This window comes from Streptomyces sp. A18, from assembly GCF_059026065.1.
The window spans coordinates 215,626-233,407 of sequence record NZ_JBWLKL010000010.1 but is presented as its reverse complement, the minus strand read 5'-3'; the positions used below and the strand labels follow the sequence as shown (position 1 = coordinate 233,407).

19 protein-coding genes are annotated in these 17,782 nt (G+C 70.5%); 10 read left to right on the top strand and 9 right to left on the bottom strand.

Annotated features, from left to right (window positions below; translation table 11 throughout):
* Positions 1-75 precede the first annotated feature (75 nt).
* A complete protein-coding gene (locus AC5P1C_RS19045; RefSeq protein ID WP_493867045.1) occupies positions 76-597 on the bottom strand; it encodes a nuclear transport factor 2 family protein in 522 nt (173 codons plus the stop codon).
* Between the two features lie 751 nt (positions 598-1,348).
* On the opposite strand from AC5P1C_RS19045, the gene AC5P1C_RS19040 reads away from it, so the two are divergent.
* Positions 1,349-2,119 carry a mechanosensitive ion channel family protein gene (locus AC5P1C_RS19040; RefSeq protein ID WP_493867044.1) on the top strand — a complete coding sequence of 257 codons (771 nt, stop codon included), beginning with the start codon at positions 1,349-1,351 and terminating at the stop codon, positions 2,117-2,119.
* A gap of 23 nt (positions 2,120-2,142) precedes the next feature.
* Here the strand turns inward: AC5P1C_RS19040 and AC5P1C_RS19035 are convergent, their stop codons facing one another.
* The 3 genes from AC5P1C_RS19035 to AC5P1C_RS19025 all read right to left on the bottom strand — a co-directional run bounded on the left by AC5P1C_RS19035 (position 2,143) and on the right by AC5P1C_RS19025 (position 4,332).
* Positions 2,143-2,457 (bottom strand): DUF6401 family natural product biosynthesis protein, encoded by a 315-nt coding sequence (locus tag AC5P1C_RS19035; RefSeq protein WP_493867043.1) that lies wholly within the window; start codon positions 2,455-2,457, stop codon positions 2,143-2,145.
* A 99-nt stretch (positions 2,458-2,556) separates the two neighbouring features.
* Positions 2,557-3,432 (bottom strand): undecaprenyl-diphosphate phosphatase, encoded by an 876-nt coding sequence (locus AC5P1C_RS19030; protein WP_493867042.1) that lies wholly within the window; start codon positions 3,430-3,432, stop codon positions 2,557-2,559.
* A 195-nt stretch (positions 3,433-3,627) separates the two neighbouring features.
* Positions 3,628-4,332, bottom strand: a complete 705-nt coding sequence (locus AC5P1C_RS19025; RefSeq protein WP_493867041.1) for a TVP38/TMEM64 family protein — start codon at positions 4,330-4,332, stop codon at positions 3,628-3,630.
* 49 nt (positions 4,333-4,381) lie between these two features.
* Here AC5P1C_RS19025 and AC5P1C_RS19020 point away from each other — a divergent pair, with 49 nt between their 5' ends.
* From AC5P1C_RS19020 to AC5P1C_RS19010, 3 genes are all read left to right on the top strand, one after another.
* Positions 4,382-5,080 carry a DNA alkylation repair protein gene (locus AC5P1C_RS19020; RefSeq protein ID WP_493867040.1) on the top strand — a complete coding sequence of 233 codons (699 nt, stop codon included), beginning with the start codon at positions 4,382-4,384 and terminating at the stop codon, positions 5,078-5,080.
* Between the two features lie 323 nt (positions 5,081-5,403).
* On the top strand, positions 5,404-6,573 hold the full coding sequence (tuf, locus tag AC5P1C_RS19015; protein ID WP_493867039.1) for an elongation factor Tu: 1,170 nt from the start codon (positions 5,404-5,406) through the stop codon (positions 6,571-6,573).
* Positions 6,574-6,706: 133 nt separating this feature from the next.
* Positions 6,707-7,498 (top strand): spermidine synthase, encoded by a 792-nt coding sequence (locus AC5P1C_RS19010; RefSeq protein WP_493867105.1) that lies wholly within the window; start codon positions 6,707-6,709, stop codon positions 7,496-7,498.
* Here the strand turns inward: AC5P1C_RS19010 and AC5P1C_RS19005 are convergent.
* The 3 genes from AC5P1C_RS19005 to AC5P1C_RS18995 form a co-directional block, all read right to left on the bottom strand.
* Positions 7,460-8,860 carry an MFS transporter gene (locus AC5P1C_RS19005; RefSeq protein WP_493867038.1) on the bottom strand — a complete coding sequence of 467 codons (1,401 nt, stop codon included), beginning with the start codon at positions 8,858-8,860 and terminating at the stop codon, positions 7,460-7,462. The genes AC5P1C_RS19010 and AC5P1C_RS19005 overlap by 39 nt on opposite strands.
* A gap of 71 nt (positions 8,861-8,931) precedes the next feature.
* Positions 8,932-9,966 (bottom strand): DUF8017 domain-containing protein, encoded by a 1,035-nt coding sequence (locus AC5P1C_RS19000; protein ID WP_493867037.1) that lies wholly within the window; start codon positions 9,964-9,966, stop codon positions 8,932-8,934.
* Between the two features lie 38 nt (positions 9,967-10,004).
* Positions 10,005-10,946 carry a DUF8017 domain-containing protein gene (locus AC5P1C_RS18995; protein ID WP_493867036.1) on the bottom strand — a complete coding sequence of 314 codons (942 nt, stop codon included), beginning with the start codon at positions 10,944-10,946 and terminating at the stop codon, positions 10,005-10,007.
* Positions 10,947-11,042: 96 nt separating this feature from the next.
* Here AC5P1C_RS18995 and AC5P1C_RS18990 point away from each other — a divergent pair, with 96 nt between their 5' ends.
* The 3 genes from AC5P1C_RS18990 (at position 11,043) to AC5P1C_RS18980 (ending at position 14,084) form a co-directional block, all read left to right on the top strand.
* Positions 11,043-11,480, top strand: a complete 438-nt coding sequence (locus AC5P1C_RS18990) for a DUF4442 domain-containing protein (RefSeq protein ID WP_493867104.1) — start codon at positions 11,043-11,045, stop codon at positions 11,478-11,480.
* A gap of 236 nt (positions 11,481-11,716) precedes the next feature.
* Positions 11,717-13,321 (top strand): carboxylesterase/lipase family protein, encoded by a 1,605-nt coding sequence (locus AC5P1C_RS18985; RefSeq protein WP_493867035.1) that lies wholly within the window; start codon positions 11,717-11,719, stop codon positions 13,319-13,321.
* 82 nt (positions 13,322-13,403) lie between these two features.
* A complete protein-coding gene (locus tag AC5P1C_RS18980; protein WP_493867034.1) occupies positions 13,404-14,084 on the top strand; it encodes a DedA family protein in 681 nt (226 codons plus the stop codon).
* A gap of 13 nt (positions 14,085-14,097) precedes the next feature.
* Here AC5P1C_RS18980 and AC5P1C_RS18975 read toward each other — a convergent pair whose 3' ends face one another.
* Positions 14,098-14,628, bottom strand: a complete 531-nt coding sequence (locus AC5P1C_RS18975; protein WP_493867033.1) for a gamma carbonic anhydrase family protein — start codon at positions 14,626-14,628, stop codon at positions 14,098-14,100.
* 133 nt (positions 14,629-14,761) lie between these two features.
* On the opposite strand from AC5P1C_RS18975, the gene AC5P1C_RS18970 reads away from it, so the two are divergent.
* A complete protein-coding gene (locus AC5P1C_RS18970; RefSeq protein ID WP_493867032.1) occupies positions 14,762-15,499 on the top strand; it encodes an acyltransferase in 738 nt (245 codons plus the stop codon).
* Positions 15,500-15,572: 73 nt separating this feature from the next.
* Here AC5P1C_RS18970 and AC5P1C_RS18965 read toward each other — a convergent pair whose 3' ends face one another.
* Positions 15,573-16,436, bottom strand: a complete 864-nt coding sequence (locus AC5P1C_RS18965) for an EamA family transporter (protein ID WP_493867031.1) — start codon at positions 16,434-16,436, stop codon at positions 15,573-15,575.
* Positions 16,437-16,530: 94 nt separating this feature from the next.
* Here AC5P1C_RS18965 and AC5P1C_RS18960 point away from each other — a divergent pair, with 94 nt between their 5' ends.
* A complete protein-coding gene (locus AC5P1C_RS18960; protein WP_493867030.1) occupies positions 16,531-17,115 on the top strand; it encodes a helix-turn-helix domain-containing protein in 585 nt (194 codons plus the stop codon).
* Positions 17,116-17,202: 87 nt separating this feature from the next.
* Positions 17,203-17,760 (top strand): YbaK/EbsC family protein, encoded by a 558-nt coding sequence (locus tag AC5P1C_RS18955; RefSeq protein WP_493867029.1) that lies wholly within the window; start codon positions 17,203-17,205, stop codon positions 17,758-17,760.
* The last annotated feature ends 22 nt before the right edge of the window (positions 17,761-17,782 follow it).

The following is a 17,782-nucleotide window of genomic DNA, read 5'->3' as shown; positions in this document are numbered from 1 at the left end:
TGCGCGCCCCGGACGATCTAGCACAGGGCGCCGTCCACGCCCCTGCTCAGCCGGGTCAGCCGGGTCAGCCGGGTCTCAGCCGGGCGTGTGGCTTCGGGAGCGCTGCTGCACCTGGCGCCACTTCTCCCGCACGGTCACCTGCCGCAGCCGCCAGCCCTCGTGCGTACGCAGCGTGGTGAAGGCGTACCGGCCGCCGCAGATGAAGTCCGGGGCCGCGGAATCCGTGCCGCCCCCGCCTTTGCCCTCGCCCTCGCCCTCGCCCTCGCCCGATGCGAAGCGCATCGGGTTCACGTAGTCGGCCTGTACCTCCGCGATGTCGCCGATGTCCTGGTCGAGCGTCCCGAAGCGCAGCCTCCTGTTGACGATCAGATGCTGGCGCATCGGGAAGAGCTCCATCGTTCCGGCCAGCCACCCGGCCACATCGGCGGCGCTCGCGTCGATGCCGCCCGCCGAGCTGTAGTCGGCGCGTCCGTCCGGGGTGAAGAGCCCTTGGTAGGTGTCCCAGTCGCCGTCGTCGACGGTCACTGCGTACTCGGTGATGAGGGAGTCGATGGCCAACCGGTCCATCACGGCGGCGAGTTCCACGCGCTGCGTCATCGGCTCAGTGTTGGGCACGGGGAATGCTCAGCCAAGAGGCGTGCGGGAACGCGCCGGAATGAGGGTGGGAACACGGCGGGATATCTGCGGTCGCCGAGGGTCCTATTCAGGAGCAACTGCCTTACGATGCCGGGCAGTTGACCATCCGCAGCAGCAGAAACACTCTGAACTGGGAGGCCCGGTGAAGAACGAGCAGCGCATCGCGGCGTACAAACGGCAGGGAAACCGCAGCGAACTGACGGGGCGGCAGAAGCGCCGCATCGCGAAGAAGCAGCGTCAGGGCAAGGGCTGACGCGAGGCCCGGGGCGTCGACCGGGCCGCCTACGCCGCCTCCACGACCTCTTCGCGCATGGCGGCTGCCCACTCCGTCACCAACTGTTCGTACTCACGGCGCTGTTCGGCCGAGAGGCGACCACCTGCGCGCATCCACAGACCGCGGATCCGCTCGTTCAATTCCGCGGCAGACCGTACGGAACCACGGGGCTGAGGGCTTAAGGGCATGCGTCAACCCTAGGGGATAGCTACGACAATCGGAACTGTCAGCTACTGGGCAGATCCTCCAAGTGAGCAGCGGCACAGATCGGCGGCCGGGCCGTCACAGCCTGTCACCCGGACGGCCCATCACCGTGCCGCCCCCGGCCCCGTCTGCTGATATCCAGGGAGAAGTGACGCGCCGGAGCCGCGCGCCGAGGGGGATTCATCGCCCTGACGCCGTCGTGGCGCCCGGGGCCCATCGAGTGGAGGACCACTCATGTCCCAGTACGTCAGTCTCTCCGTGGACTTCACCCAGGGCCTCAACGACGCCTGGTCGAAGGTGGCCCAGTTCGTGCCGAAACTGATCGGCTTCCTGGTCGTCCTGGCCATCGGCTGGTTCGTCTCGAAGATGATCGCGAGGATCCTCGACCGGGTCCTGCGCAAGGTCGGCTCCGAGAAGCTCGCCGAGCGGGCGGGCGCGTCCCGGATGTTGGCGAATTCCAAGTACGACATGACGGGGATCGTCTGCAAGGTCGTGTACTTCGCCCTGCTCCTGATCACCCTGCAGCTGGGCTTCGGTGTCTTCGGCAGCAACCCGGTCTCCACGATGCTCGACGGCATCGTCTCGTGGATCCCGCGCGCCGTCGTCGCCATCGTCCTGATGGTCGTCGCCATGGCCGTGGCCAACGTCGTCCGCGACATCGTCACCAGCGCGCTGTCCTCGATGTCGTACGGGAAGACCGTCGGCACGATCGTCTGGGCCTGCATCGTCGCACTCGGTGTGATCGCGGCCCTCGGCCAGGCGGGCATCGCCACCTCGGTCACCCAGCCCGTCCTCTACGCGGCGCTCGCGGCCGGTGCGGGCATCCTGATCGTCGGTGTGGGCGGCGGGCTCATCGCCCCGATGCGTCAGCGCTGGGAGCGCTGGCTGAACACGGCCGAGCAGGAGACGGCCAAGGCCCGCGGCAGTGTCAGCGCGTACCAGGCGGGCCGACAGGACGCGATGACCAACCAGCCCGTGGAGGAGCGCGAGCGCTACGACATGTGACGGGCGCCGGTCCGCAGGTTTCCTCAGGACCCGGAGGACTCCGGCACCAGGTCGTGCCGCCTCACCAGCCAGGAGATGGCGGTGAGGCGGCACACCGCGTAGTCGTGGCCCACCGGCTCCCGCCACCCGTTCTCGGACAGCGCGTCGAGGAACCCCAGGGCGTAGTCGGCCAGGATCTCCGGGTCCGGCGCCGGCGGCACGAGCTCGGCCCCGCCCATCTCGAGCCGCTCCCGCAACTCCGCGACGTGCTGATCCACCGCGGCCGTGAAACCGGGCTCGAAGGCGAACTCGGCGAAGCGCGGCGCGTATGAGGCGTTGATGCGGGCGAGGGGCGACATCCCCACACCGTAAGCCGGACGAACCCTCCTGAAGAGCGCCTTTCGGCATGCCATTGGTCACAACGCCGCCCGGCCGAGGCCTGGTCCGACGTCGGGGCGTCAGCCCGCCGATTCTCCCGCGTGCGGGCTGAGGGTGCCCGCGCCCACCAGGATGAACAGGACGATGCCGAGCACGATCCGGTAGTACACGAACGGCATGAAGCTCTTGGTCGTAATGAACTTCATGAACCACGCGATGACGGCGTATCCGACGAGGAAGGCGATGATCGTCGCGAAGATCGTCGGGCCCCAGGACACATGCCCGCCCTCGCCCGCGTCCTTGAGCTCGAAGGCGCCGGACGCGAGGACGGCCGGGATGGCGAGCAGGAAGGAGTAGCGGGCCGCGGCCTCGCGGGTGTAGCCCATGAGCAGGCCGCCGCTGATGGTGGCGCCGGAGCGGGAGACGCCCGGGATCAGGGCCATCGCCTGGCAGATGCCGAAGATCAGACCGTCCCGGACGCCCAGTTCCTTCAGGCTCTTGCGCTCCTTGACGGCGCGGTGCTTGCCGCCGTTCTCGTCGCGGGCCGCGAGCCGGTCGGCGATGCCGAGGACGATGCCCATCACGATCAGCGTCGTGGCGATGAGCCGCAGATCGCGGAACGGTCCCTCGATCTGGTCCTTGAACGTGACGCCGAGCACGCCGATCGGGATCGAGCCGACGATGACGAGCCAGCCCATCTGCGCGTCGTGGTCCGAGCGCGGCACCTTGCCGAAGAGGGAGCCGAACCACGCGGAGATGATCCTCGCGATGTCCTTGCGGAAGTAGATCAGCACGGCGGCCTCGGTGCCGATCTGGGTGATCGCGGTGAACGCGGCACCCGGATCGTGCCAGCCCGCGAACGCCGCGGTCAGCCGCAGATGCGCGCTGGACGAGATCGGGAGGAACTCGGTCAGTCCCTGGACGAGCCCGAGGATGAAGGATTCAAGCCAAGACATGGAAACTGCGCCGTCCAACTACGGATCATGGGCTGCGGGTGCGGTCATGTGCCGGGAGATACGGGAGGTATGGGAGCGAGGGGTGATCACTCCCTTGCCGTGGGGCAGCGTAGCGTCACTTGGTTACGAGACTGCCGGAGGGCCGCGCTTGGCGCAGTTCCCCGCGCCTCTCCGGTGCTTCGTCCCCGCGGGGTTCTACCGCCCGCGCAGGTGGTTGCGCTTGCACCACGCCACCACCGCGCCCGCGAGACCCGTCACCGCGATGAAGCCCATGGCGACGAGGAAGACAGGGGACGTCGGCGTCGACGCGCGGGCGCCGGCGATGACGTACGCGGCGGTGTTGGGGATCGATCCCAGGCCGGTCGCGAGGAGGAACGGCAGCCACCCCATGCGGGACACCGACGCGCAGTAGTTGGCGGCCGCGAAGGGCACGCCGGGAAACAGCCGCGCCGCCAGCATCGACCGGAAGCCGTGCCTGCTCAGCTGCCCGTCGGCCGCCTTCAGCCAGCGCCCCCTGAGCAGCGGGCGCAGCGCGTCCTGCCCCAGCATCCGCCCGAGCCCGAAGGCGATACCGGCGCCGATGACCGTGCCCGCGAGCGCCGCGGTGAGCCCCGCCTGCGACCCGAACAGGGCTCCCGCCGCCAGATTGAGCAGCGGACGCGGCACGAACGCCGTGGTGCACAGGCCGTACGCGACGGCGAACACCACGATCGCGGCCACGCCGCCCAGCTGCCGCAGCCCTCCGTCGGACAGGAGCCGCTGTGGTTCGAAGAGCAGTACGCACGTCCCGGCGGCCGCCAGCATCACCACAAGGAGCGACAGCCGCGACCAGGGCGAGAGCAGCGCCCTGGTGCAGCGCACGGCGAAGCCCTGCGGGCGGGCGGCGACGGTGTCGAACATCCGGGGAGACTAACCGACAAATGTGTGTGATCGCCGTATGGTGCGTCTCATGAGCGTCACAGCCCCACGCAGCGACGTGGCGGACGTCGTCATGGAGCGGCTCACGGCGACGTACCCGACGGCGGCCTTTCCGGAGCGGGCCGTGCAGGCGCAGGCGTACATGAAGAACATCGCCCCCTTCCTCGGTCTGCTGTCCCCGCTCCGCCGTGAGTTGTCCCGCACGGTCCTCGCGGGCACCCCGCGCCCCGACGAAGCGGACTGCGCGGCGATCGCGCTGCGCTGCTGGGAGCTGCCCGAACGCGAGTACGCGTACTTCGCCGTCGACTACCTGCGCCGCCACGTGAAGCGGCTCTCCTCCGGCTTCCTGCCCGTCGCCCGCCACCTCGTCACCACCGTCTCCTGGTGGGACACGGTCGACGCGCTCGCCGCGCACGTCGTCGGCGGTCTGGTAGCCGCCGATCCGAAGCTGACGGCCGAGATGGACACCTGGATCGAGGACGAGGACCTATGGGTGGCCCGCACCGCGCTCCTCCACCAACTCCGGTACAAGGACGCCACCGACACCGGACGTCTCTTCGCCTACTGCTTGCGGCAGTCGGGCCACCCCGACTTCTTCATCCGCAAGGCCATCGGCTGGTGTCTGCGCGAGTACGCCAAGACCGATCCGGACGCGGTACGTGACTTCGTCGGGCGGGAACGCGGACGCCTGGCGCCCCTCTCGGCGCGTGAGGCACTCAAGAACCTCTGAGCGCACCGGAGTTCACCCCGGACCGGACCGCGGGGGCCGCCAGGGGAAAACCATTCGACGTACCCCCGCCCGTCGGCGATGATCTGCGACATGTTCCGGTACGCCTTTCACGCAGCTTCGCCCGCGGTCGCGGGCGCTGCGAAGGCTGCCGTCCTCCACTTCGCCGCACTTCCTGTCGACGGCGCCCGACGCTGACCCTCCCCGGACACTCCGGCGGACCCCATAGGGGGAGGGTCGGTCCGGCCCCGGGGTCCCCGTCCCGAGCGCGCACGCGATGACGTGCGCCCAGGACTTCAGCTTCGAGTTCCCCCGAAGGAACCGCCATGTCCAAGACGGCATACATCCGTACCAAGCCCCACCTCAACATCGGCACGATGGGCCATGTCGACCACGGCAAGACCACCCTGACCGCCGCCATCACCAAGGTCCTCAGCGAGCGCGGCACCGGCACGTTCGTTCCCTTCGACCGCATCGACCGGGCCCCCGAGGAGGCCCAGCGCGGCATCACCATCAACATCGCGCACGTCGAGTACGAGACCGACACCCGGCACTACGCCCACGTGGACATGCCGGGCCACGCCGACTACGTGAAGAACATGGTCACCGGCGCCGCGCAGCTGGACGGGGCGATCCTCGTCGTCTCCGCGCTCGACGGGATCATGCCGCAGACCGCCGAGCACGTCCTGCTTGCCCGCCAGGTCGGGGTCGACCACATCGTGGTCGCCCTCAACAAGGCCGACGCGGGTGACGAGGAGCTCACGGACCTCGTCGAGCTGGAGGTGCGCGAGCTGCTCTCCACGCACGGGTACGGCGGCGACTCCGTCCCGGTCGTACGGGTCTCGGGGCTGAAGGCGCTGGAGGGCGACCCGCGGTGGGCCGCCGCCATCGAGGCGCTGCTCGACGCGGTGGACACCTATGTGCCCATGCCCGAGCGGTACGTCGACGCGCCCTTCCTCCTCTCGGTGGAGAACGTGCTCACCATCACCGGGCGCGGGACCGTCGTCACCGGAGCCGTCGAGCGCGGCCAGGTGCGCGTCGGCGACCGGGTCGAGGTGCTCGGCGCGGAGACGGAGACCGTCGTCACCGGGCTCGAGACCTTCGGCAAGCCCATGGAGTCCGCCCAGGCGGGCGACAACGTGGCGCTGCTGCTGCGCGGTGTGCCGCGCGACGCCGTACGACGCGGGCATGTCGTCGCGGAGCCGGGGAGCGTCAGTCCAAGCCGTCGCTTCACCGCCCAGGTGTACGTCCTCTCCACCAAGGAGGGCGGACGGTCGACGCCGATCACGACCGGCTACCGGCCGCAGTTCTACCTCCGCACCGCGGACGTGGTGGGCGACGTCGACCTCGGCGAGGCCGCGGTGGCCCGGCCGGGCGACACCGTGACCATGACGGTCGAGCTCGGCCGCGACATGCCCCTGGAGACGGGCCTCGGCTTCGCGATCCGCGAGGGCGGCCGCACCGTCGGCGCGGGCACGGTGACCGAGGTCGGCTGACGTCCGGTGCCCGCCTCCCGCGGGGGGATCCGCCCCCGGGGGAGGCGGGCACAATGGAGCGGTGAATGATGACGAACGCGCGGATGAGGCCATACCCGTCATCAGGGACGTGGACCACGGCACCGCCAAGCTGATGCCGGACGTGGACCGGGCCCGCGCCTGGCTGCTCACGGTCGACGGGGCGCCTCAGTCGTACGTCGATCTGGACGCGCCGACCCATCTGGAGTTCGAGTACGCGCAGCGGCTCGCCCACGTCCTGGACACCGCCGACGATCCCGACCACCCCCTGGACGTGATCCACCTCGGCGGCGGCGCGCTCACGCTGCCCCGGTACGTCGCCGCGACCCGGCCCGGCTCGCGCCAGGACGTCGTGGAGGCGGACCGGGGACTGCTCGAACTGGTCACCGAGCGGCTGCCGTTGCCCGCGGACTCCGGGATCACCGTGCACGGAGCGGACGCCCGGGGGTGGCTGGAAGCGGCGGCACCCGACAGCACCGACGTACTCGTCGCCGATGTCTTCGGCGGCTCGCGGGTGCCCGCCCATCTGACGTCGGTGGCCTACGCGTGCGCCGCGGAGCGGGTCCTGCGCGCGGGCGGGGTCTATGCGGCGAACCTGGCCGACGGGGCGCCGTTCGGCTTCCTGCGCTCCCAGCTCGCGACCTTCGCCGAGGTGTTCGGGGAGGTCGCGCTGATCGCCGAGCCGACCGTGCTGCGGGGACGCCGCTTCGGCAACGCGGTGCTCGTCGCCTCGCACGAAGCGATCGAGGTCGAGGCGCTGGCCCGGCGCGCCGCGGGTGACATCTTCCCAGCGCGTGTCGAGTACGGGGCCGCGCTGCGGCGATTCATCGGTGACGCGAAGCCGGTGCGGGACGCAGACGCCGTGGCTTCACCCGAGCCGCCGGACGGGGCCTTCAGCATCGGCTGAGGGGTCGGCCGGGGGTGCGGCCGAGGGGGCGTCCGCGGGGTCGGCCGGGAGTTCGACGGGAAGCTCGACCGGGGTTTCGATCATGGGCTTGGCCGGGGGCGCGCCGACGGGAGCGGCCACCTTGGCGACCTCCTTCGACGCCGTGCGCCGCGTCAGATTGCGTACGTCGGGGACGAACAGCACGAGCGCGGTCACCACGACCACCAGCGCCGCGCACCCCCACAGCGAGGCCGAACGCCCGAAGGCGAGCTCCGCGGGGCCCGCGAGAGCCGTGGCGAGCGGGACCATCGCGATCGAGCCGAACCAGTCGTACGCGGCGACGCGCGACAGCTTCTCCTCGGGGATCTCCTGATGCATCGCCGTCATCCACGAGACGCCGAACACCTCGATCGCGATGCCGCTGACGAACATCACCGCCGCCAGACCCCACACCGGCAGGGGAACCGCGAGCGCCGCCGACGGTGCGGCGAGCGGGAAGACGCACAGGGTGCCCGCGAGCAGCAGACGCCGGGGCTTCCACCGCATCATCAGGAACGCACCGCCGACCGTGCCCGCGCCGAACGCGGCGAGCGCGAGCCCCCAGGGTCCGGCGCCGCCAAGATCGTCCCGGGCGACCAAGGGCCCGAAGACCGCTTCGGCCGCGCCGACCACCGCCACCACCACGGAGAACTGCGCGACGATCGCCCACAGCCACGGCCGGCCGATGAACTCCCGCCAGCCGTCGCGCAGATCGGAGAGCAGCCCGCCGCCTGGCCCCCGCGCCGGTATGTGGCTCACGTCGAGGAACGACCGCAGGGCTCCGGCCACCGCGAACGCCGCCGCGTCCACGGCGAGCACCCAGCCGGGCCCGATCGCGGCGACCATGAGACCACCGAGCGCCGCGCCGCCGAGCCCCGCGCCCTGCATCGCCATGCGGTAGAGCGCGAAGGCGCGGCTCGCCTGTTCCCCGCTGACCGTCGACATCAGCATGCCTTCGGCGGCCGGGCCGAAGAACGCCTGGCCGGTGCCGCCGAGCGCGGTGAGCAGCATCATCGACCACAGCGGGGGCGTGCCGGAGATGACGAGCACCGCGAAGACCGCCTGCGAGACGCAGTTGAGCGCGTTGGCCGCGACCATCACGTGGTGGCGCGGCAGGCGGTCGGCGACGGCGCCGCCGATGAGCAGGAACAGCACGAGCGGCAGCGTGCGCGCCGCCGCCACCAGACCCACGTCCCCGCCGTCACCACCGGAGTCGAGAACCGCGAACGCCGCCGCGATCAGGGCGCCGTGGCTGCCCAGGTTGGTCACGATCGCGGCGGCGGTCAGCAGGCTGTAGTTGCGCCCGGCCCAGGCGGGTCGGCGCGCGGCGGCGGGAGTGGTCACCAGGGGACTATCCCCGCCGGGACACCGAGTTGCCAAACCGATTCTGTACGGGGCAGGGGCCCCTCAGCGGCTCAGGACTCCTCGGCGTCACCGTGCAGGCGCACCGTGCCGAGGATCTTCTTCACCGTGGCGTCGGGGATCTCGTCCTTCACGCCCTTGGCGCCGTACAGCGACCAGGCGACGTACTCACCCTCGGAGTTCTTGAAGGCGAACGTCGTGGCCTTGCCGTCCGAGTCGCACTTGTCGCTCCCGGCCGCGCCGGAGGTCGTGGACGTCGCGACGCTGCCCTTGATGCCCGACGTGGTGGTGAACGACTCCACCTTGCCGATCTTGATCTTCTTCTTGTCGGCCTTCTTCTGGTCCGTGTAGCCGCCGAAGACCCACCAGGCGGAGTCGTTGCGCGCGACGTCCTTGGTGTTCTTCGCGCCGTTCTGGCCCTTGGTGCCGACGGCGCCGAGGGCGGTGTCGTCCTTCGTGCCGTCCTTGTCGTCGTCCGAGGTGCACCACTTGGACTTGTAGTACGCGGGCGCGGACATGCCGATGAGCGCGCTGCCGTCGTCCTTCTCGCTGTCCTCGAAGCCGATGAAGGTGCCGGGGGTCTGCACCTCCCAGTCGGCCGGGACGTCGAAGGCGGTGCCCCACTTGGGGTTCACGACGACCTGCCAGCCCTTGATCGTCGGCTTCGGGTCGTTGCCCGTGCCGCGCTCGCTGCCGCCGTCGTCGGTCGGGCTCGGCTTCGGGGACGCGGACTTGGCGGGAGCCTTCTTCTCCGGCTTGCCGTCCGCCTCGTCGTCCTTGTCACCACCCAGGACGAGGAAACCCGTGACACCGGCGGCCACCAGGACGGCGAGCGCCGCGACGATCGCGGTGATCTTCGTCTTGTTCCCGTCCCCGCCCTGACCGCCGCCCTGAGGCGGCATGGGCGGTGGAGTGGGCGCGGCCCACTGCGGCTGCTCCGGCTGCGAGTAGGCACCCGAGTGCGGCTGCTGCTGGTATCCCGGCTGCTGATACGGGTTCGGCTGCTGGTACCCCGGCTGCTGGTACGGATTGGGATTCTGGTCCTGCGGGTTCTGCTCGCCCCCGGGCGGCTGCTGTCCTGGCCACATGGCCGGAAACGATACGGGGTATCGGAGGGGCCGTTCGCTCAGGACTTCGGCCGGGTGTCGTACTCGCGGACCGTGCTCAGCATCTTCCTGACCGTCGTGTCCGGCACTTCCTCGGCCACGCCCTTGGCGCCGAAGAACGACCACGACACCAACTTCCCCCGGGAATCCCTGAAGCCGAAGGTGGCCGCCTTGCCGTCCGTGCGGCACTTGTCGTCGTTCTCGACCCCGGAGACCGAGGAGGTGGCGAAGCTGCCCTTGATGCCGGACTTGGTCGTGTACGGCTCCACCGCGCTGGTCTTGACGCTCTTCCGGTCGGGCTGGGAGTACAGGCCGTACACCCACGTCGCCGAGTCCTTCGCGGCGATCTGTTCGGTGCTCTTCGCGCTGCGGTTGCCCTTGCTGCCGGCTTCCGCGAGCGGCGTGTAGTCCTTGACGCCGTCCCGGTCGGGATCGCTCGCGCACCACTTCTGCTTGAGCGCCGCGGGCGACTTCATCCCGATCAGGATGCTGTCCTCGTCGTCGGCCTCTCCGACGGCGTCCACCCAGTCGCTCGACTTGAGCTCCCACTCGGGAGGCGCGTCGAAGGCGATGCCGCGCTCGGCGTTCGTGACCGTCTTCCAGCCCGGAATCGTCGGCTTCGGCCCGCCTCCGACACCCCGGGAGTCGGCTTCGTCCGACCCGGTCGGACTCGGGGCGGCGGACGTGGCCTTCGCCGGGTCGGGCTTCGCGCTGTCGTCCTTGTCGCCGCCCAGGACCAGGAAGCCGGTGACACCGGCGGCCACCACGACCGCGGCGGCGGCGGCGATCGCGATGACCTTCGTCCGGTTGCCGCCGCCGTTGCCCTGCGGGGCCCCGGGCGCCTGGGGCGCGCCACCCGGCACGGTCGGGGCGTTCCACGGCGCCGGCTGCTGGTACCCCGGCTGCTTGTACGGATTCGGCTGCTGCTGGGGCCCGCTGCCGGGCTGTTCTCCTGGCCACATGAGGCGCAACGATAGGTGACCGCGATCTACGTGGAGCGAGCTCCTGGCCAAAAAACGCTACCGGTGGGTAACATCCTGGTCATGAGCGCTGACCAGATGTCGATCGGCGAGATGCTCGCCGCCACCGTGCCGATGGCCCGGACGCTGAACCTCGAGTTCCGCGAGACCACGCCCGAGAAGGCCGTGGTCGCCCTGCCCGACCAGGCCGACTACCACAACCACGTCGGCGGGCCGCACGCCGGAGCCATGTTCACGCTGGGGGAGTCGGCGAGCGGTGCGATCGTGCTCGCCGCGTTCGGTGAGCAGCTCTCGCGGGCCGTGCCCCTCGCCGTCCGCGCCGACATCGCGTACCGGAAGCTCGCCATGGGGCCGGTGACCGCCACCGCGACGCTCGGCCGCCCGGCCGCCGAGGTCGTCGCCGAACTGGACGCGGGGCAGCGGCCGGAGTTCCCGGTGGCGATCGAGATCCAGCGCGAGGACGGCGCCGTCACCGGCGAGATGACCGTCGTGTGGACGCTGCGTCCCAATAACTGAGTCGCGTACGGGCGTTGGCTTCCGTACGTTCATTGAACACAGCGGCGTCGCGTCGGCCGGGCCACGGGGGTCCCGACCGGAGCGCCGTTTCTTCTGACTTCTTCCCGCCGTTTTCCCCGGCTCTCCGTTCAACTCATTGACACGAGTCAACGACGGTCATAGTTTTCCGCCGCCAGAGGGTCGACGTCATCCAGGGGAGTCGCCGCATGAGCCGGCTGAGAAGAACGAGGCGTTGTGTGTCCGCTTTGGTCGTCATGGCCGCCGCCACGGCCATGCTCACTCCGTACACCGCACAGGCCGCCGCGCAAGACGAGTCCCGGAAGGGCGGCGGGACACTCGTCCGTACGGACGCGGGCTGGCTGCGCGGTCAATCCACCGCAGAGGGGCGGCAGTTCCTCGGCATCCCGTACGCACGGCAGCCCGTCGGCGACCTGCGCTGGAAGGAGCCCAGGCCCGCCAAGTCCTGGCAGGGCGTGCGCAATGCGGACTCCTTCGGCAACCGGTGTGTGCAGACGGCGAGTTGGGACCCCGGCTACGAGAATCCCAGCCACACCGAGGACTGCCTCGACCTGAACGTGTACGCGCCCAAGGGGCAGTACAAGCAGCGTCCCGTCATGGTCTGGTTCCACGGCGGCGGGCTCACCGCGGGAGCGGGGGAGGACATCGTCCCCGACGCCTTCGCCCGGCGCACCGGCACCGTGGTCGTGACCGTCAACTACCGTCTGGGCGCCATGGGTTTCCTCGCCGGGAAGAGCCTCGACGGTGAGGCGTCCGACCGCGTCTCGGGCAACTACGGCATGCTCGACCAGCAGGCCGCCCTGCGCTGGGTCCGCGCCAACATCGGCTCGTTCGGCGGCGACCGGCAGCGCGTCACCATCGCGGGCGAGTCCGCGGGCGGCCGCTCCGTCTGCACCCAGCTCGCGTCGCCCACCGCCAAGGGCCTCTACCGCGCGGGCATCGTGCAGAGCGGTGCCTACGGAGACTGCGCGGCCCGCCAGCGCGACGAGGCGCTCACACAGGGCGCCGCCTTCGCGAAGAAGGCGGGCTGCCCCGACCCGGCGACCGCCATCGCCTGCCTGCGGAAGAAGCCCGCGAAGGAGATCCTCGCGGCGCAGGCCGGGTTCGACTGGGGACCGGTGGCGGGCGGTGACTTCCTGCCGGTCCAGCCGGAGGAGGCGTACAGGGACGGGAGCGCCTCGCGCGTGCCGGTCCTGAACGGTGCGAACAGCGACGAAGGGCGGCTCTTCGCCTACGGGCAGTTCGACGGCCAGGGCAAGCCGCTCACCGCGGCGCAGTACCCCGGCGCGCTCACCCGGATGTACGGCGCGGAGCTGGGCGCCGAGGTCCTGGAGCGCTACCCGCTGTCCGAGCACGCATCGCCGACGCACGCGTACGCGGCGGCCCAGGGCGACGTGATGTTCGCCTGCCCGGCGTTGCGCATGGACAGGACGCTCGCCGGCCGCGGCCCCGTCTACGCCTATGAGTTCGCCGACCGCACCTCGCCGCCCTTCGCCTCCATCCGCGAGGCGGGCGAGACGTTCGACTTCGGGGCGACCCACGTCAACGAAGTGCAGTACCTCTTCAAGCACTTCGGGCTCGCATCACCCCTCGACGCGGAGCAGCGGCTTCTCGCCCGGCAGATGGTCCAGTACTGGGGCTCGTTCATCCACGGCGGCGCGCCGCGCGCCGAGGGCCAGGTCACCGCGCCCGACCAGCGGACGCAGCCGGGCCAGGTGCTCTCGCTGCGCACCGCCTCCGCGGGCGGGAACGAGCTGAGCGGCACCGTGGCCAGGGAACACCGATGCGACCTGTGGGACTCCGCCCCGGCCGACGCCGGGTGAGCGGGTAGGCTGCCCGGCGTGCGCGATCTTGGGGGGAACGCGCATGCCGGGTACAGGCACATCAGCACAGGAGGAACCGGCGTTGCACGTCCAGGAATGGCTGGAGACCGTACCGGCCGTCAGTATCTACGCGCTGGTGGGCGTGGTCATCGGTCTGGAGAGCCTGGGCATCCCGCTGCCGGGTGAGATCGTCCTCGTCTCCGCCGCGCTGCTCTCCTCGCAGCACGGCGAGCTCGACCCCGTCGTCCTGGGGATCTGCGCCACCGCGGGCGCCATCATCGGCGACTCCATCGGGTACGCGATCGGACGCAAGGGCGGCAGGCCGCTGCTTGCGCGGCTCGAACGGAAATTCCCCAAGCACTTCAGTGCCGCGAACGTCGCCGGCGCCGAGCGGTCCTTCCAGAAGTGGGGCATGTGGGCGGTCTTCTTCGGCCGCTTCGTCGCGCTGCTGAGGATCTTCGCGGGACCCCTCGCCGGCGTCCTTCGCATGCCGTACTGGAAGTTCCTCGTGGCCAACGTCCTGGGCGGCATCGTCTGGGCGGGCGGCACCACCGCCGTCATCTACTACATCGGTGTCGTCGCCGAGGACTGGCTCAAGCGGTTCTCGTACTTCGGCCTCGCCATCGCCGTGCTGATCGGCGTCGGCTCCATGCTGCTCGTCAAGCGCCGCGCCAAGAAGTCCGCGGCGGCGCATTCCGAGGCTGAGGCGAGCAGCAGTGCGTCGACGGCGGCCGAGCGGGTGCCCGTTCCTGCCGCCGACTGAAGCACTTCCGGAGTTACTCGGCGTGGGCGTCCCGGTGGGCCTTGGCCAGCTCGACGTACATCGTGCCGTTGAGCGTGACGCCCGCGCGCTCCTCGTCGGTGAGCGGCCTGCGCACCTTGGCGGGGACGCCCGCGACGAGTGAGCCGGGCGGCACGACCATCCCCTGCGGCACGAGCGCCTGCGCCGCGACCAGCGAACCGGCGCCGATCACCGCGCCGTTGAGCACGGTCGCGCCCATGCCGATCAGGCAGTCGTCCTCGACCGTGCAGCCGTGCAGTACGGCGTTGTGGCCGACCGAGACCCGCTCGCCGATCGTCATCGGGAAGCCCAGGTCGACGTGGAGGCTGCAGTTGTCCTGGATGTTGCTGTCGGCGCCCACGACGATCGGCCCGCCGTCCGCGCGGAGCACCGCCCCGTACCAGGCGCTCGCGCCCGCGTGCAGCGTCACCTCGCCGATGATCACAGAGGTGGGCGCGGTGAAGGCGTCCTGATCGATCTTCGGGTTCTTGCCGCCGAACCCGGTGATGAGTGCCTCGTGGCCCATCGGATTTCTCCATTCGTACGTGTCTCGCGCCTGGCGGAACCGTACGGGACGGCGGCATGTCCGCCACCGTGTGGGGTGAAGATCACAGGGGTCCGGGCTCACCGGGGCACGCGGGGCTGAGTAACGTGAGCCCGTGCCGAAGAACAGGAACACGTTCTCATCCGCGGTCGCCGACTGGCGGCGCCGCGCCACTCAGCGCGCCGTGCACGCGGGCTGGGCGTGGGTGCAGCGGACCGGTGCGGTGACCGCCCAGCGGCCGGGGCGGCTCCGGTTCGGCGCGCTCGGCCAGGACACGAAGCTCGCCTTCCCGCAGGGGACCGTTTTCGGTGAGCCGTGGATCCGCATCGGCGACCACTGCATCATCGGCGAACAGGTCACGCTCACCGCAGGGATGATGCCCGACCTGGACCTCGGACCCGATCCGATCCTGCGCATCGGCAACGGCGTCGTGCTCGGCCGCGGCAGCCATGTCATCGCCGACACGACGGTGACGATCGGCGACGACTGTTACTTCGGGCCGACGGTGTACGTGACGTCCACGAACCACTCGTACGACGATCCCCACACGCCCATCGGCAAGCAGTGGCCGCGGATGGAGCCCGTGGAGATCGGGCCCGGCTGCTGGATCGGCACGAACGCGGTGATCTTGCCGGGGGCGAGGCTTGGCCGCAATGTCGTGGTCGCCGCGGGTGCCGTTGTCCGGGGTGACGTCCCTGACCACGCGGTAGTCGCGGGAGCCCCCGCTCGTGTCGTGCGGACGTGGGACCCCGAGGCGGGGTGGCAGCCGCCTTTGCGGACTCCTGCGCCTGTGCCCATTCCTGACGGGGTCACACCGGAACAGCTTCTTGCCCTGGGGGAGTTGGAGGGGTAGTTCGCTGCTTGCCTCGACTGCGGGTGCGTCGTGGCTCGTCGCGCAGTTCCCCGCGCCCCTAAAAGGGCTCGTTTCAGCTGGCCAGCAGTACCGTGCCCACCAAGGCCAATCCCGCCCCCGCCGCCTGAATCCCCCGCAGCCTTTCCTTCAGTACCGCCCGTGCCGCCAGCGCGGTGATCACCGGGTAGGTCGAGGAGAGTACGGCGGCCAGGGTTACCGGGCCGTTCTGTGCGGCGATCGAGTACGTGCCGTTGGCTGCTACATCGGCGAGGCCCACGAAGGCGAGTGCCGGGAGCGCCGCCCAGATCAGGCTCATGCCCGTGCCCTCGGGGAGCGCGATGCCGCCGCGCCTCACGGAGACGAACAGGGCGAGCCCGCCCGCGGCCACGTTCGTCACGCGCTGCACGAACAGAGCGAGGAACAGCCCCGTCAGGTTGCTCGACGCCTCGGAGATGAGGGCGAGCACCGCGCCGAAGCCGAAGGCCGCGAGCAGCGTGAGCAGGACCGCCTGCCGCTGCACGGGGGCGCCGCGCAGTTCCGGGCCGCCGGCGAGCACGATCCCCACGATGGCGACGGTGAGCCCGGCGAACTGCGGGACCCCCGGCCGCTCGCCCAGGAAGAGCCCGACCGCCACCGGTACGACGACGCCCACGGAGGCGAGCGGGGAGACGACGCTCATCGGGCCGATGGCCAGGGCCTTGTAGAAGGCGAGCATCGCCACCGGGCCGAGGAGTCCCGCGGCCACCGCGAACCACAGCTGAGGCCCCCACTCCGTCCAGCCGCCCGTGGCGACCACGATCACGCCGAGGACGATCACGGCGATGGTCTGTGAGGCGACGACGACCGTGAGCGCGGGGATGCGTCGGGTGAGCAGTCCGCCGCCGAAGTCGGCTAGCCCGTACATCAGGCTGGTGGCCAAGGCGAACAGTGCTGTCATCGAAGATCCTCGCAGTACAGTGTGGTGAACCTCTAGGTGCACCACACCGTAGTTCACTATTCTGAACGCTGTCATCCAAAATATTGGACGGAATGTGTCGGACCTCGACCAGTTGACCCAGTCGCTCGCGCGCAACCTCAAACGCTGGCGCTCGGAGCGGGGCTTCACGCTCGACGCGCTCGCGGCCCGCGCGGGCGTGAGCCGCGGCATGATCATCCAGATCGAGCAGGCAAGGACCAACCCCAGCGTCGGCATAACGGTGAAGCTCGCCGACGCCCTGGGCGTCAGCATCACCACGCTCCTCGACTACGAGCAGGGCCCGCACGTCCGACTGGTACCGCCGGAGCAGGCGGTGCGGATGTGGTCCACGGAGGCGGGCAGCAGCACGACGCTGCTCGTCGGGACCGAGGCGCGTGGCCCCTTCGAGCTGTGGGCGTGGAAGCTGGCACCCGGCGACGGCAGCGACTCCGACGCGCACCCGCCGGGGACCATGGAGCTGCTGCACGTCGCCGCGGGTGAACTGACGCTCCTGGTCGACGGCGTGGAGCATCTCGTGCCCGCCGGGTCGTCCGCGTCGTTCGAGGCGAACGTGGGGCACGGCTATCACAACAAGGGCTCCGAGCCCGTCGAGATGACCATGTCGGTGTCGGTGCCGCCGGCGCACGCGGCGTCGTACTGAGCCGACGAGAGACGTGCCGGGCCGGGCCGGCGCCCGCACCGTGAGACACCCCAAGTCCGCGCCGGAGCGGCCTGTTAGCGTGCCGCCATGCGTGCACCCATGGGAGATTTCGACGACGTCCGCCCCGCGCCCGAGGCCCTCGACCTGCTGATCGCACCGGTCGCCGACGCCGTTCGTGGCTGGAGCGGGACCGTCCCCGCCGACGAGGTCCTCGTCGTCGACACCGACCCGCGGTGGGCCGACACCGCCACCTTCGTGGAGCACTACGGCCAGGACATCCTGGAGCAGTCCGCGAACTGCGTCGTCGTGGCGGGCAAGCGCGGCGGCGAGGCATCGCTCGCCGCGTGCCTGGTGCTCTCCCACACCCGCGTCGACGTGAACGGCGTCGTGCGCCGCCAACTCGGCGCCCGCAAGGCCTCGTTCGCACCGATGGACACGGCGACCGGCGAGACCGGCATGGAGTACGGCGGCATCACCCCGATCGGCCTGCCCGCCGCCTGGCCGCTGCTCGTGGACGCCGCCGTCGTCGACCTGCCGTACGTCCTGATCGGCAGTGGCCGCCGCCGGGGCAAACTCATCGTGCCGGGCAAGGCGTTCGCCGAGCTGCCGAACGCGGTAGTGCTCGAAGGGCTCGGCGTCGCCTGACCCGGGCCCGGCTCAGAGGTGC

Coding starts and splice junctions, on each gene's coding strand:
- AC5P1C_RS19045 (WP_493867045.1), bottom strand. CDS start 597: ATGACGCAGCGCGTGGAACTCGCCGCCGTGATGGACCGGTTGGCCATC.
- AC5P1C_RS19040 (WP_493867044.1), top strand. CDS start 1,349: ATGTCCCAGTACGTCAGTCTCTCCGTGGACTTCACCCAGGGCCTCAAC.
- AC5P1C_RS19035 (WP_493867043.1), bottom strand. CDS start 2,457: ATGTCGCCCCTCGCCCGCATCAACGCCTCATACGCGCCGCGCTTCGCC.
- AC5P1C_RS19030 (WP_493867042.1), bottom strand. CDS start 3,432: ATGTCTTGGCTTGAATCCTTCATCCTCGGGCTCGTCCAGGGACTGACC.
- AC5P1C_RS19025 (WP_493867041.1), bottom strand. CDS start 4,332: ATGTTCGACACCGTCGCCGCCCGCCCGCAGGGCTTCGCCGTGCGCTGC.
- AC5P1C_RS19020 (WP_493867040.1), top strand. CDS start 4,382: ATGAGCGTCACAGCCCCACGCAGCGACGTGGCGGACGTCGTCATGGAG.
- tuf (WP_493867039.1), top strand. CDS start 5,404: ATGTCCAAGACGGCATACATCCGTACCAAGCCCCACCTCAACATCGGC.
- AC5P1C_RS19010 (WP_493867105.1), top strand. CDS start 6,707: ATGCCGGACGTGGACCGGGCCCGCGCCTGGCTGCTCACGGTCGACGGG.
- AC5P1C_RS19000 (WP_493867037.1), bottom strand. CDS start 9,966: ATGTGGCCAGGACAGCAGCCGCCCGGGGGCGAGCAGAACCCGCAGGAC.
- AC5P1C_RS18995 (WP_493867036.1), bottom strand. CDS start 10,946: ATGTGGCCAGGAGAACAGCCCGGCAGCGGGCCCCAGCAGCAGCCGAAT.
- AC5P1C_RS18990 (WP_493867104.1), top strand. CDS start 11,043: ATGTCGATCGGCGAGATGCTCGCCGCCACCGTGCCGATGGCCCGGACG.
- AC5P1C_RS18975 (WP_493867033.1), bottom strand. CDS start 14,628: ATGGGCCACGAGGCACTCATCACCGGGTTCGGCGGCAAGAACCCGAAG.
- AC5P1C_RS18965 (WP_493867031.1), bottom strand. CDS start 16,436: ATGACAGCACTGTTCGCCTTGGCCACCAGCCTGATGTACGGGCTAGCC.
- AC5P1C_RS18955 (WP_493867029.1), top strand. CDS start 17,203: ATGCGTGCACCCATGGGAGATTTCGACGACGTCCGCCCCGCGCCCGAG.